The sequence below is a fragment of the Salmonella sp. SA14318 genome (assembly GCF_029866905.1).
In the GTDB taxonomy this organism is placed as follows: Bacteria; Pseudomonadota; Gammaproteobacteria; order Enterobacterales; family Enterobacteriaceae; genus Salmonella; species Salmonella enterica.
This window is the reverse complement of sequence record NZ_CP123282.1, coordinates 805,487-819,819: the sequence shown is the minus strand read 5'-3', so window position 1 is coordinate 819,819 and position 14,333 is coordinate 805,487. Positions and strand designations below refer to the sequence as shown.

15 protein-coding genes are annotated in these 14,333 nt (G+C 50.7%); 5 read left to right on the top strand and 10 right to left on the bottom strand.

The features are described from left to right. Positions 1-32: 32 nt before the first annotated feature. From QEN32_RS03940 to QEN32_RS03925, 4 genes are read right to left on the bottom strand one after another with little or no spacing between them, the layout of a single operon-like run. The gene (locus QEN32_RS03940) at positions 33-527 is read right to left on the bottom strand and encodes a YhcH/YjgK/YiaL family protein (protein WP_000965537.1); all 495 of its coding nucleotides are present in this window, start codon (positions 525-527) and stop codon (positions 33-35) included. 38 nt (positions 528-565) lie between these two features. Beyond that, positions 566-1,573, bottom strand: coding sequence for an Ldh family oxidoreductase (locus QEN32_RS03935; protein ID WP_080184788.1), 1,008 nt, complete (start codon positions 1,571-1,573; stop codon positions 566-568). 13 nt (positions 1,574-1,586) lie between these two features. Then, positions 1,587-2,603 (bottom strand): zinc-binding alcohol dehydrogenase family protein, encoded by a 1,017-nt coding sequence (locus QEN32_RS03930; RefSeq protein WP_000853913.1) that lies wholly within the window; start codon positions 2,601-2,603, stop codon positions 1,587-1,589. Between the two features lie 2 nt (positions 2,604-2,605). Next, a complete protein-coding gene (locus QEN32_RS03925; RefSeq protein ID WP_265321955.1) occupies positions 2,606-4,078 on the bottom strand; it encodes a mannitol dehydrogenase family protein in 1,473 nt (490 codons plus the stop codon). Positions 4,079-4,888: 810 nt separating this feature from the next. Here QEN32_RS03925 and QEN32_RS22665 point away from each other — a divergent pair. Next, positions 4,889-4,996, top strand: a complete 108-nt coding sequence (locus QEN32_RS22665) for a racemase (protein ID WP_001667677.1) — start codon at positions 4,889-4,891, stop codon at positions 4,994-4,996. A gap of 314 nt (positions 4,997-5,310) precedes the next feature. Here the strand turns inward: QEN32_RS22665 and QEN32_RS03915 are convergent, their stop codons facing one another. The 6 genes from QEN32_RS03915 to QEN32_RS03890 form a co-directional block, all read right to left on the bottom strand. Further along, positions 5,311-6,111 (bottom strand): FadR/GntR family transcriptional regulator, encoded by an 801-nt coding sequence (locus tag QEN32_RS03915; RefSeq protein WP_265321954.1) that lies wholly within the window; start codon positions 6,109-6,111, stop codon positions 5,311-5,313. A 153-nt stretch (positions 6,112-6,264) separates the two neighbouring features. Further along, the gene (locus QEN32_RS03910) at positions 6,265-6,996 is read right to left on the bottom strand and encodes a hypothetical protein (RefSeq protein WP_000032796.1); all 732 of its coding nucleotides are present in this window, start codon (positions 6,994-6,996) and stop codon (positions 6,265-6,267) included. Between the two features lie 144 nt (positions 6,997-7,140). Then, positions 7,141-9,117: a biosynthetic arginine decarboxylase gene (gene speA / locus QEN32_RS03905; RefSeq protein WP_001278580.1), complete on the bottom strand. Its 1,977-nt coding sequence runs from the start codon at positions 9,115-9,117 to the stop codon at positions 7,141-7,143. 8 nt (positions 9,118-9,125) lie between these two features. After that, positions 9,126-9,257: an acid stress response protein YqgB gene (gene yqgB / locus QEN32_RS03900; protein ID WP_000729109.1), complete on the bottom strand. Its 132-nt coding sequence runs from the start codon at positions 9,255-9,257 to the stop codon at positions 9,126-9,128. Between the two features lie 85 nt (positions 9,258-9,342). After that, positions 9,343-9,492: a hypothetical protein gene (locus tag QEN32_RS03895; RefSeq protein ID WP_001751809.1), complete on the bottom strand. Its 150-nt coding sequence runs from the start codon at positions 9,490-9,492 to the stop codon at positions 9,343-9,345. Positions 9,493-9,551: 59 nt separating this feature from the next. Next, complete coding sequence (locus QEN32_RS03890) at positions 9,552-9,851, bottom strand: hypothetical protein (protein WP_001543499.1); 300 nt, start codon at positions 9,849-9,851, stop codon at positions 9,552-9,554. Positions 9,852-9,906: 55 nt separating this feature from the next. Here QEN32_RS03890 and metK point away from each other — a divergent pair, with 55 nt between their 5' ends. The 4 genes from metK to endA all read left to right on the top strand — a co-directional run bounded on the left by metK (position 9,907) and on the right by endA (position 14,327). Further along, complete coding sequence (gene metK, locus QEN32_RS03885) at positions 9,907-11,061, top strand: methionine adenosyltransferase (protein WP_001062140.1); 1,155 nt, start codon at positions 9,907-9,909, stop codon at positions 11,059-11,061. Between the two features lie 492 nt (positions 11,062-11,553). Further along, positions 11,554-12,948, top strand: coding sequence for a galactose/proton symporter (gene galP, locus QEN32_RS03880; protein ID WP_001113171.1), 1,395 nt, complete (start codon positions 11,554-11,556; stop codon positions 12,946-12,948). Between the two features lie 78 nt (positions 12,949-13,026). Next, on the top strand, positions 13,027-13,524 hold the full coding sequence (locus QEN32_RS03875; protein WP_000856775.1) for a SprT family zinc-dependent metalloprotease: 498 nt from the start codon (positions 13,027-13,029) through the stop codon (positions 13,522-13,524). Between the two features lie 95 nt (positions 13,525-13,619). Then, entirely contained in the window at positions 13,620-14,327 is a 708-nt protein-coding gene (gene endA / locus QEN32_RS03870; protein ID WP_000286133.1) for a deoxyribonuclease I, read from the top strand. Positions 14,328-14,333: the final 6 nt, after the last annotated feature.

Genomic DNA, 14,333 nt, shown 5'->3' with positions numbered 1-14,333 from the left:
GGTCTCTTCCTGAATTGCATTTGGCGCTTTCTTTATTCCTTCGTCTGACAGGGCAAGCTTGACTCGCTAAATGCCGTGGCCGGAATTTTCACAATCGCTTTTTTAACCGGCGCAGGTTTACCACGCGTACAAAGCGGACGGTGGATCTGGTTGGGATAAAAAAGCGCGAAATCGCCAGGATTTAATGTAACGAACTGCTCATTAGCGACACATTCAGGAAAGATGATGTCATCAGGAAGATGCTCAAGCTCCTTTATCCTGGTATCAATTTTGTTGGAATAGCCAATCTCCTCATAACCGCTTAGTAAAATCTGAACATCGATATATTTTTTATGAAGTTCAGCTTTGCGGTTTAACGAAGAGTGTGTTTCTCCTTCGCTTATCATAAGAAATGACTCCGGGAAAGAAAGTTCATATCTACCAGCAGGCTGGTCTTCAGCTATCTTCACCGCTTCGATGATAAGTTTTTTAATAATGTGGTTAACGTAAGGTAATAAAGTAAGCTGCTCTATATTTCCATATAGCATACTATAGTTATCCTAAATAATGGTCGTGATTATAATTATCAGCCAATCAGGTACTGGTAAATACCCTCAGCCACAGGAATACCTTCTTTTAAACATTTTTCTTTATAGGCGATTTGCGGATCGTTTGGCGCCAGCACTTTATCAACACCGGGCATCGGTTTTACAGCCCTTAGCTCATTGACCATTGTGCTCATTATTGAGGAAAACAGCGGATTGCCCAACATCTGCGGATCAATAACGATAACCAGACTCGCTAACTTGCGCATCTTGTCATAGTCGCCATACATCCGAACAATATGGTTGCTAAAGTTTGCCCCCATCAGGACGCCCGTGAGCGCATCAATCGCCAGGGCAATACCAGAACCTTTGTGTCCGCCAAAGGGCAGCAGATTTTCAATTTTATGCGGATCGATAGTGATATGTCCCTCTTTATCCAGCGCCAGGCCATGACCTATTGGTTTCCCGGTTTCTTTGGCGTGCAGAATTTTACCAAACGCAATAGCGCTGGTCGCCATATCGACGATCATCGGATGGCTGTCTTTAACGGGGAAGCCGAAGGCGATTGGGTTAGTCCCCAGAAAGCGCTCCGCGCCGCCATACGGCGCAACGCAGGTATCCGTTTGCGTCATGGCGATAGCCACCATTCCCTGGCTTGTCGCCTGCTCAATGAACCACGAGAGCGCGCCGCAGTGGGACGTATTTTTGACGCTGACGAAGCCCAGCCCCGTCTCTCTTGCCAGACTAATAGCGTGGTCTGTCGCCTTTATCAGCGCGCAGTGTCCCATTCCATCATCAGAGTCCAGAATAGCGACTGAAGGCGAAATCTGTTCGATGCTGAATGTTGCTTTTGGATTGAGCCCGCCTGCGTTCAGGCGGGTACAATAGTGCTCTACGCGAATAACGCCGTGGGAGTGAACGCCGGTAATATCGGCATGAACCAAAACGTCGGCTACCTGCTGCGCCGTTTGCGCGTCAAGACCCGCCTGGGTGAGTTTATTAAACGCCAGCGCTTTCAATTCATTTTCTTTGACTAATATTGTTGACATAACTATCCCGCTATTAAAATTTGATAACGCCTTTAACCAATTTTTTGTTTTCTACCACGTTCTTCTGGTACTGGTTGCCGAACGTATAGAAATCGAATTCCTGGTTTTTCATCATTGTTTCGCTAATAGCGCCCTGAGCCATTAGCTCAATGACACATTCGAAGTCTTCCCGCGTCGCGTTACGGCTGCTCAATAGCGTGGTCTCTTTTTTATGGAAGGTCGGATCGTCAATGACGAGCTCGCCGATATACAGCCCGATGAAGACGATTTTTCCGCCGTGACGAATCAGATCGACAGCGCGGCTCATGGAGGATTTATTGCCGGTGGCATCAAGCACAGTGCCGGCTAATTCACCGGAGAAACAGGCTTTCAGCGCATCAATATAGTCGTCTGACGACGGATCGAGCGTTGCAACGCCTACCTTTTCGGCTACCAGACGACGGCGTTCGGCGTCAATATCAGCTACCGCGACGCGAGCGCCTTTGGCTTTTGCTATCGCGGCGGCGGCCAGCCCAATCGGCCCGGCGCCGACCACCACAATGTTTTGCTGCGGCTTCACGTCAGCGCGGCGTACTGCGTGGGCGCTGATGGCGAAACACTCAACCAGCGCGCCCGCGCTGTCGGTGAGGTTATCCGACAGTTCAACCAGATTTTGTTCACGAACGGCCAGATATTCGCTAAAGCCGCCGTCCTGGTGAACGCCATACAGCGAGACGTTCTCACAGCAGTTGGTTTTTCCTTCCCGGCAGGCTGCGCAAGCGCCGCAAGGAATACAGGGAATAACGCTATAGCGTTGGCCGACCTTCGCCGTGCTGCACGATTTACCCAACATTTCCGCCACGCCGCAAATTTCATGACCCAGCACGCGCGGATAGGCAAAAAAGGGCTGGCGGCCAGCAAACGCATGGATATCGGTGCCGCAAATACCAACCGCTTTAATTTTTAACAGTACTTCATCGTCTTTTAAATGAGGAATATCCCTTTCAATGTATTCGATATTTCCCGGATTATTACAGATAAGCGTTTTCATACTTAACCCTTTGAAGATAAACGGTGAATGGTGGCCGTGACGCCATGTAATTCAATATGGTTAAAGGCCTGCTGAATGTTGTTTAAAAAATCTGCGTTGTCGCCGGCCAGCGTTCCAAAGATGCTATTTATCTGCAGCAAAGACAGCGCTTGTTCCCATCGCGTGTTTTTATTTTTAATAGCCGCATTGAAGGTATCATTGAGCGGGTCGGCCACGCTCTGCCCCTGAGAGAGCGTATTAATGACGTAATGGAGCCAGCCCGCAATCAGCGTCGCCAACGCCCTGCCCTTAACGCCGCGCGCCTGGAGCGTCAGATAAGGATCGACGGCCCGCTGAGGCAACTTCTGAGAACCGTCCATCGCAATCTGTCCGGTCTTATGTTTAATGTTCGGGTTGCTGAATCGCTCAATGAGCAACTGCGCATATTGATGTACATCTACCGCCAAATTCGGGCGCAGCGATTTTGCCTGCTCTTCCGTCATTAAATGATGTACGGCGGTTTTAAAAGCGTCGTCTTCCATGCACTGATAGATAAACTCATATCCAGCCAGGCTGCCGTTATAGGCGAGAAACGAATGGCTGCCATTCAGCATACGAAGTTTCATTTCTTCATAGGGAAGCACGTCCGAGACGAACATCGCCCCTGCTTTATCCCAGTCAGGACGACCGGCAACGAAATTATCTTCGATAACCCACTGACGGAAATCCTCGCATACGATGCCGCAGGGATCGGCAAAACCGATCTGGTCTTTAATCATGTCAAATTGCTCTGGCGTCATTGCCGGCACGATGCGATCGACCATGGTGCCAGGAAAGGTGACATGCTTCGCTATCCAGGCCGCCAGTTGCGGATCAAGATTATCGGCAAACGTAACGATCGCCGTTTTGGTCAAATGACCGTTTTCCGGAATGTTATCGCACGACAGTACACTAAACGGGAGAAGCCCTTGCTGGCGGCGTATCCGTAGCGCTTCGACGATCAGTCCGAGTGCTGACCGGGGATGTTCAGGATCGGCAAGATCGTGTTTGATAAGCGGATGGCTGAGATCGAGCGTTCTGGACCGCGGATCGGTGCAGTAACCTTTTTCCGTTATCGTCAACGAAACAATTTTTACCTGCGGCTCAGTTAGCTTCTCGATCGCCGCCTGAATACCTGACTTCGGCGTATGCAACGCGCCGGTGACGGTACGAACCAGGCGACTATTGATGGCGCTGGCTGACGTTTCCACCACTGAAAACAGCCCCTGTTGCGCATTTAGCGCATCCACCAGCTCCGCATCGCCGAACAGATTCAGTTCAAAAATCCCCCAGCGGTTGCCGGTTATCTCATTCGTGAGATCGTTATAAACAGCCTGATGACCACGGTGAAAGGCGCCAAATCCAATATGTACGATGTTGGCTTCCATTCCCTGACGTGAATAAGTCGTTTTGAATTGGTGCCTTGCGGCGTCTAACTGGCGAGCTATGGTGTCCATGAATTTTTCCCACTCCTGTTTTGTTTACCAATTCTGCTTAAACAACATACCAAAATCCGTGAATATGATCACACTCACGGCACCATATTCTTTACCCTGGTATGCTGACTAATAGCCAATAAATAAAAATAATTTATTTATCAATTAGTTATAAAACGCGCTTGTCAGGATAAATTTTACGATTCACAAAAGCGTGAGTTTGATTAGAAAAATCGGCCACGAATTGGCATACCACCCATACAACTACCAATCATTAAACACCATAAAAAACAATAACTTATTGAATAACACGCCCGCTGCGAGCGTATATGTCACGCATGATTGGTTCAATAATTACCCGAAATACAGCAAACCAAATCTGATAATTTGTCTAGTGAATTAATGAACTCAATTTATTATCAGCATCAACGTTAACCTAAGAACATCAGTTACGGTTTTGATCATCCGGGTCGCTGCTAAAGCGATGGGGAGTGAGCCGCCTTTAGACGTAATTGGCAAATTAATCCATTGATTAAAAACAGGAAAAAATTAATGAAGACGCAGATTAGGCACGTTGAAACAAAGCTTTCAAAGCCCCTCTGGCCGAGGTCTTAGTTAACGCGAAACATGGCATAATAGCCATTTCGAACTGGTAACCACGACGATTACGCTGGAAGACGGTTCAACTGGCACCGGATATTCCTATACCGGCGGAAAGGGAGGGTATGCAATTAAAGCGATGATCGATCACGATCTTGCCCCGGTACTGTCAGGGAAAGAGGCGCTGCGATTGACGATATCTATGACTTTATGGAATAGCATATTCACTATATGGGTTGCGGAGGCATCGCGTCGTTTGCGATGTCTGCGGTGGATATCGCCCTTTGGGATTTGAAAGGCAAACGTGAAAAACTGCCGCTGTGGAAAATGGCTGGTTGAAGGCGGCGCGTCTGTCGACGAATAGCGGTCGTTTGGTATGCTCGCTCGGTATGCAGGAATTACACGTCAGACTGGTTTCCGCATTCGAGACTGGCTGACTGGAGGTTCACAGTTTCCCGATCGATCAATATACCAAACATCCGCTGGTGGTCGACAATTATCGCGCCGTGGCACCGGACACCTACGGCATTGGCGTAGAGTTTGACTGGGATAAGCTGAGCGTTTACGAAGCCTGATTCCCTCTCTCCGGGCTTGTTTTTGGCGGCAGGCCCGGTTAATCGCTGACAAAAATGTCATCCGCCTGAAAATAGCCGTCAGGTGGCGAAGAAAAAATCATCAAAATCTTCCAGCGAATCATCCTGTTGGAAGATTTTTACCAGCTCATTTTTACTGTTTTCAAGATGGTTCCACGAGGCCTGTCTGGCCTGCTCAGCATCGCGTTTTTGCAATGCAAGGAAGATACTACGGTGATCTTCCACCCATTTCATTCTTAACTCTTTCTTATGTAAATACTTATAGTTTAACTGCTTCCAGCGCGGATTTTCGGTCCTGACAGCCCGCCACAGCTCGGCAGATTGTTTCATTAATACACGATTTTGCGTGGATTCCGCGATGATATTGTGGAACTGGCGATCCAGTTCTTCAAATTTGTCGCTGTCGCCGCCAATCTGCTTTTCCTGCTGCTCAATAATACGTTTAAGCTGCTTAAGTTCATTAAATCTTATTTGCGTAGCGGCAAAACCGGTGATGTTGCTTTCGATGACCTGCCGGGCCTGTAGCAATTCAAAGGGGCCAATGTCTGAGTAAGGCAAGAGCGCTTTTTGATTGATTTTCTCCAGACTATCAATAAAGTAAGTGCCTGCGCCTTGCTTAACCTCTACCACTCCCTTCAGCTCAAGCATAATAATCGCCTCACGAATCGTCGTGCGGCTGGTTTGAAAACGCTCGCTGAGTTCTCTCTCCGCCGGAAGTCGCTCGCCAGCTTTAAATACCCCTGAATAGAGTAGTTCTTCTATTTGCAGCCCTATATCAAAATAGCGCCGCTTGGTTAAAATTTGTTCCATGCACATACCTATGTAGACAGCAATTGCTCCACTTGAGGGTAGTGTAAACAAATCCTAATGTTTATGGTAAACAATTTCCCTGCCAGAGAGTGGTCGTTTCTTTCCCGCAACCTACGGCTATGCGCGTCACACAGTCCTTCCCCACCAGACTCGGCAGGAAAGGCGCTGATTCCCATAACGCATATTTGACGTTTGATGCCGGGTTTATTTGCGGCAGGGCGGCGGCGCATACCCGTTGTTGTCTGCCGGGAAAGCCTGCGAGGAACAAGGCGGTAGCGTATTTGTTGCTTTACCCTGCAATGCAAAGGCGGCAAAGCCGATGACACCGATGTTGCGTACATCGCCCTGCGCGGAGTGGGCCGCATAAGCGTCAGCTACGTCGGCGAACTGGAATGCCGCCTCAGTGTGTTTATCTTTGCGAAACCCTTTAATCGCCAGTGAATCGCCGGCGTTAACAATATAGCCATGATGATTCAGCGAGCCTGCTTTTCCGTTCAACACGTCCAGGCCATCAACCGTTGCGACGATTTCGTAATTGGTATCATGACTGTAATTACGGATATATAACTGATAGTTCATCCCTGATCTTGCAGGAATACTATATTGCCATTGTCCCATTGATGCGTTGTAGCGACGAGTAATTGGAATCGAATTAAAATTAGCGTCGCGCACAGCATATTCAAGATCGCTGATACGTATACTATAAACTTTATCGTAACCTGACGGATATTGAGTGGAGTAATTTATTACCACCATTTCGGCAGGTTCTCGATCGGCACGTTCTACCGAAACGCTTTGTACCGATGAATGCACGTCGCCGCCCCAGGCGGTGCCGACGTCGGATGAAGAGCCATTATTAGATTGCATTCCGCTGGAACAGCCGCCTAACAGCAAAAACAAGCCAACAATGACGGCATTAAATTTAAATTTGCTCATACTCATACCCCTTTTTAATTATTAGGGGGATTGTAGGCCCATAAAATCACATAGAGAAGCGGCACCGCTGATAATTAAGAATTTATAAAATATAAAAGGGTCGACTTAAATAATTAAATCGACCCACAAGCGGAATACTCTTAATTACTCATCTTCAAGATAAGTATAACCGTACAGTCCCGCTTCAAATTCCTCAAGGAACTGCTGCTGCAACGCATCGTCCAGATCCGTCTGTTTTACCTGGTCGCGGAAATGCGTTAACAGCGTTTTCGGATCCAGTTGCACATATTGCAGCATATCCGCAACGGTATCGCCTTCGTCCGACAGTTCAACCTCGACGCTACCATCCGGGAAGACAAACACGTCAACCGCTTCAGTATCGCCAAACAGGTTGTGCATGTTACCGAGGATCTCCTGATAGGCGCCGACCATAAAGAAGCCGAGCATCGGCGGATTCTCTGGATCGTATTCCGGCATCGGCATCGTCGTGGCGATACCGTCGCCATCGATATAGTGGTCGATAGCGCCATCGGAATCACAGGTTATATCCAGCAGCACGGCACGACGTTCCGGTACCTGATCTAACCCTTCCAGCGGCAGTACCGGAAAGAGCTGATCGATTCCCCACGCGTCCGGCATCGACTGGAACAGCGAGAAGTTGACGTACATTTTGTCCGCCATCCGCTCTTGCAGTTCGTCGATAATTGGACGATGCGCACGGTTTTGCGGGTCCAGTTGCTTCTGCACTTCATGGCACATGCTGAGATAAAGTTGCTCCGCCCAGGCGCGCTCCTGCAAACTAAACGCGCCGGAAGAGTAGCCGATATGAATATCGTGCAGATCCATTTGGCTATCATGCAGCCATTCACGCAGCGAGCGGCGGGTGCCAGGCTTATGCATCTCCTGCCAGGTTTCCCACAGATTTTGCAGCGCGCGCGGCGCATCTTCAGCAGGGGCAGTCGGATCCGTGTATTCGTTACGCTCCACGCCGATAATGTTAGAGACCAGTACCGTATGGTGCGCAGTGACGGCGCGGCCAGACTCGGTAATCACCGTCGGATGCGGTAAACCATGCTCTTCGCAGGCATCGCCAATCGCCCAGATGATGTTATTGGCATATTCGTTCAGGCCATAGTTCACCGAACAGTCGGACTGCGAACGAGTACCTTCATAATCCACGCCCAGACCGCCGCCCACGTCGAAGCACTGGATATTAACGCCCAGCTTATGCAGCTCAACATAGAAACGCGCGGACTCGCGCACGCCGGTCGCGATATCGCGAATGTTCGCCATCTGCGATCCCAGGTGGAAGTGCAACAGTTGCAGACTGTCCAGACGCCCGGCGTCACGCAGGGTCTCCACCAGTTGCAGCACCTGGGTCGCCGCCAGGCCGAATTTTGATTTTTCGCCGCCGGAGGATTGCCACTTACCGGACCCCTGAGAGGCCAGACGCGCACGCACGCCCAGGCGAGGAACCACGTTCAGGCGCTCGGCCTCTTCCAGCACAATCGCGATTTCAGACATCTTTTCGATGACCAGATAAACCTTATGGCCCATCTTCTCGCCAATCAACGCCAGCCGAATGTATTCACGGTCTTTATAACCATTACAGACGATCACGCTACGGGTCATGCCGGCATGCGCCAGCACCGCCATCAATTCCGCTTTTGACCCCGCTTCCAGCCCCAACGGTTCACCGGAATGGATAAGGGACTCGATCACGCGGCGATGCTGATTGACCTTAATCGGGTAAACGAGGAAGTAGTCGCCGTTATAACCGTAAGATTCACGCGCACGCTTAAACGCCGCGTTAATTGAACGCAAACGGTGTTGCAGGATCTGCGGGAAGCAGAACAGCGCCGGCAGACGCTGACCTTGCGCTTCGCGCGCTTTCACCAGTTTGGCAAGATCGACACGCGCTTCCGGTACGTCGGGATCGGGGCATACGCTAATATGGCCCAGCTCGTTGACGTCGTAGTAGTTATTGCCCCACCAGGCAATATTGTAAGTGCGCAGCATCTTGCTGGCTTCCTGGGAGCTCATTGCAACCTCCTGCATGGAGCGTAGTACACCCTGTTCGCCTGCTGACGAAGGCGAACCCATAGACATGTCGTCAGACATAGCGAACCTCAATTTTTATTAGCAAGTGTAAAACAGTTGACTACTATCGCAATCCGAAGACGCGATAACAACCCATAGACAAGCGGATTTTCCAGCAGATAGCGCTGATGCTCCGCCTGCGCGACCGGTTTCTTTTTCATATCATTGTAAACACGTAACCGAACTCACAGATAACGGTTCGGCGAAACCACGAGAAAACTCTTGCGTTAACAAGAGCGCCCTTGTTCAGTCTTCAGCGCCATTGCCGGCTCTGGAATCCTGAGAAGCGCCGAGATGGGTATAACATCGGCAGGTATGCAAAGCAGAGATGCAGATTGCGGGGGACATGCGCGCACCAGAACGATGCGACAGATTCAGCAGAATACAACGGTTCATTATCTCGTATCACCTCCACGGCCGCCTCGTAAGACGAACCCACAAGCCAAAGCAACGTTTTAACCCGGCTGGAAGTGGCGACACGAAGAAAACGTCGTGTGCTTTTGTATGAGCCGCGCGTCGCGTTTTATACCCAGAACGCAGAAAAAAAGCAAAGCATAAATGCGCATAATGTCAGCATTATCAGAAACGTTTACCGCCTGATTTTGACCGACATTGCGACGGCCTTCAAAAAAAGCTGGAAATTGGGCGAAGAAGTGACCTAAAATAGCCGTCCAGATGTTAATCCATCCATACTGATTAACACTCAGACTGCCAGTGTCAGTAACCTTCAGACTCATGGTAGAATCTTCTGTCATGACTATTCCGCACAACAGTTTGAGCTAACTAAATTCTCCTTAGGTGAAATTAAATATGGCAAAACACCTTTTTACGTCTGAGTCCGTATCAGAAGGGCATCCTGACAAAATCGCAGACCAAATCTCTGATGCCGTGTTGGACGCTATCCTGCAACAGGATCCGAAAGCACGCGTCGCCTGTGAAACCTACGTTAAAACCGGCATGGTTTTAGTTGGCGGTGAGATCACCACCAGCGCCTGGGTCGATATCGAAGAGATTACCCGTAATACGGTGCGCGAAATTGGCTATGTGCATTCCGACATGGGCTTTGACGCCAACTCTTGCGCGGTACTGAGCGCAATTGGCAAACAGTCTCCGGATATCAACCAGGGCGTTGACCGCGCAGACCCGCTGGAACAAGGCGCGGGCGACCAGGGCCTGATGTTTGGCTACGCGACAAATGAAACCGACGTACTGATGCCTGCGCCAATCACCTACGCGCACCGTCTGGTACAGCGTCAGGCTGAAGTGCGTAAAAATGGCACCCTGCCATGGTTGCGTCCGGATGCAAAAAGCCAGGTCACTTTCCAGTATGACGACGGCAAAATCGTCGGTATCGACGCCGTGGTTCTCTCTACGCAGCACGCAGAAGATATCGACCAAAAATCGCTGCAAGAAGCGGTGATGGAAGAGATCATCAAACCCATTCTGCCGTCTGAATGGTTAAATACGTCCACTAAGTTTTTTATCAACCCAACCGGGCGTTTTGTTATCGGCGGCCCGATGGGCGATTGTGGTCTGACCGGTCGTAAGATCATCGTTGATACCTACGGCGGTATGGCGCGTCACGGCGGCGGCGCCTTCTCCGGTAAAGATCCGTCTAAAGTTGACCGTTCTGCAGCTTACGCTGCGCGTTATGTCGCGAAAAACATCGTGGCGGCAGGTCTGGCGGATCGCTGTGAAATCCAGGTCTCCTACGCTATCGGCGTAGCGGAGCCGACGTCCATCATGGTGGAAACGTTCGGTACTGAAAAAGTGCCTGCTGAACAGTTGATTCTGCTGGTACGCGAATTCTTCGATCTGCGCCCGTACGGCTTGATTCAGATGCTGGATCTGCTGCACCCGATCTACAAAGAAACTGCGGCTTACGGCCACTTCGGTCGCGAAAACTTCCCATGGGAAAAAACCGACAAAGCGCAACTGCTGCGCGATGCTGCCGGTCTGAAATAATCGCCCGCGCCTGACGCTGTTTTTCAGTCAGGTAAACCATACCGTACTTATCAAGGCCAGCGCCCTGCTGGCCTTTATCATTGCTGATACACGCAACGTTATCAGATATTCCAGCGTGAATTTATACTGACCTTTTTGTGATGCGCAGCACAATCCACTCTCCCCTTTCGTTTCTTCGACTACACTTTTTATCATTCAGTTTCAGTCATCATGAAAGCGGTTACATTCATTTTCATTAAGAACTGACCGCATCACTATCGGTATGCTAATTCTGCGATGAAAATATTACATAATTTTTCAACTTTGTCTGAATACCAGGCGATTGATATGGTTATAAGATTATTAAAACTATTATTTTTCAGATAATTAAATAATCACCGAGATAAATAGTAGTGTAAACGATTACACCATTGTGATTAGCCTCACATCTTTTTACGGCGTACTCACCTACTCTTAACATCGATAAAATTGCTAACCCAACCGGAGGGCATAATGCCTGACAATAAAAAACAAGGGCGTTCCAACAAGGCCATGACATTTTTTGTCTGCTTTCTTGCAGCCCTGGCAGGATTACTTTTTGGCCTGGATATCGGCGTTATCGCCGGTGCTTTACCCTTCATTACCGACGAGTTTCAGATTACCGCACACACTCAGGAATGGGTGGTCAGCTCCATGATGTTTGGCGCTGCCGTCGGCGCTGTCGGCAGCGGCTGGCTCTCCTTTAAGCTGGGTCGTAAAAAAAGCCTGATGATCGGCGCTATCCTGTTCGTCGCCGGTTCGCTGTTCTCCGCTGCGGCGCCTAACGTTGAAGTCCTGATTATTTCTCGCGTGCTGCTGGGTCTGGCCGTCGGCGTCGCTTCCTACACTGCACCGTTGTACCTGTCCGAGATCGCGCCGGAAAAAATTCGCGGCAGTATGATCTCAATGTACCAACTCATGATCACCATCGGGATTCTGGGCGCTTATCTGTCCGATACCGCGTTCAGCTACAGCGGCGCATGGCGCTGGATGCTCGGCGTGATCATCATCCCGGCCATTCTGCTGCTGATCGGCGTCTTCTTCCTGCCGGACAGCCCGCGCTGGTTTGCGGCGAAACGCCGTTTCCATGATGCTGAACGCGTCCTGTTGCGCCTGCGTGACACCAGTGCGGAAGCAAAACGTGAGCTCGATGAAATTCGCGAAAGTTTGCAGGTTAAACAGAGCGGTTGGGCGCTGTTCAAAGAGAACAGCAACTTCCGCCGCGCCGTGTTTCTTGGCATTTTGTTGCAGGTCATGCAGCAATTTACCGGGATGAACGTCATCATGTATTACGCGCCGAAAATCTTCGAACTGGCGGGGTACACGAATACCACGGAGCAGATGTGGGGCACCGTTATTGTTGGTCTGACTAACGTGCTGGCAACCTTCATCGCTATCGGCCTGGTTGACCGCTGGGGTCGCAAACCTACCCTGACGCTGGGCTTCCTGGTCATGGCGATTGGTATGGGGATTCTGGGTACGATGATGCACATCGGCATCCATTCGCCGTCTGCGCAATACTTCGCTATCGCTATGCTGCTGATGTTCATCATTGGATTTGCGATGAGCGCTGGTCCGCTGATTTGGGTACTGTGCTCCGAAATCCAACCGCTGAAAGGCCGCGATTTCGGCATCACCTGCTCCACCGCGACCAACTGGATCGCCAATATGATCGTCGGCGCAACGTTCCTGACCATGCTGAACAATCTGGGTAACGCCAACACCTTCTGGGTCTACGCTGGCCTGAACGTGCTGTTTATCCTGCTGACCCTGTGGCTGGTACCGGAAACCAAACACGTTTCGCTGGAACACATTGAACGTAACCTGATGAAAGGTCGTAAACTGCGCGAAATCGGCGCCCACGACTAATCCCTCCACGCTTCCTCCTGCCACAGGAGGAAGCGTTTTTCTTGCAGTCCCTCTTCCGTCGCACTATTCTCTGCCGCTATGAAAACCCCTCGTCTCCCTATCGCTATCCAGCAGGCCGTGATGCGCCGTCTGCGGGAAAATCTCGCCCAGGCGAACCTCAAGCTCGATAGACATTATCCGGAGCCGAAACTGGTGTATACGCAACGCGGCACCTCGGCGGGCACCGCCTGGCTGGAGAGCTACGAAATCCGCCTCAACCCGGTGTTACTGCTGGAAAACATCGACACCTTTATAGCAGAGGTCGTGCCGCATGAACTGGCGCATCTGTTGGTGTGGAAGCACTTCGGACGCAAGGCTCCGCATGGCAAGGAATGGAAGTGGATGATGGAAAGCGTGCTGGGCGTTCCGGCCAGACGTACTCATCAATTTGCGCTGCAATCCGTACGGCGCAATACCTTTCCCTACCATTGCCAATGCCAGCAACATCAACTCACCGTCCGCCGTCATAATCGGGTAGTACGCGGCGAAGCGGTTTATCGTTGCGTTCACTGCGGCGAACCACTGGTCGCCGGGTAGTTTCCCGAAACGTCCGGGAACTTTCCTGAGCGGACTGATTGCATACAGACACAACTTTCGTTACGTTGCGGGCTCGTTTTGCTATGGAGTGTGCAATGTACCGTAATTTCTCTTTTGCCGCTGTGTTGCTGGCCGCAGCGTTTTCAGGCCAGGCCCTGGCCGATGGCATTAACAATTTTTCTCAGGCCAAAGCGGCGAGCGTCAAAGTCAATGCCGACGCGCCCGGCAGCTTTTACTGCGGGTGCCAAATCCGCTGGCAGGGTAAAAAAGGCGTCGTAGACCTGGAGTCCTGCGGCTATAAGGTGCGTAAAAACGAGAATCGCGCCAGACGCATTGAGTGGGAGCACGTTGTCCCCGCCTGGCAATTCGGTCATCAGCGCCAGTGCTGGCAGGACGGCGGGCGAAAAAACTGCGCTAAAGACCCGGTCTACCGCAAAATGGAAAGCGATATGCATAACCTGCAACCCGCGATTGGCGAAGTGAATGGCGATCGCGGCAACTTTATGTATAGCCAGTGGAACGGCGGCGAAGGTCAGTACGGGCAGTGCGCCATGAAAGTGGATTTCAAAGCGAAGCTCGCCGAGCCGCCCGCCCGCGCCCGTGGCGCAATCGCCCGCACTTATTTTTATATGCGCGACCAATACCAACTGAAACTTTCCCGCCAACAAACGCAGCTTTTTAACGTCTGGGATAAGCAGTACCCCGTTACCGCCTGGGAGTGCGAGCGCGATGCGCGTATCGCGAAGGTCCAGGGTAATCATAATCCCTATGTGCAACGCGCTTGCCAGGCGCGAAAGAGCTAACCTACA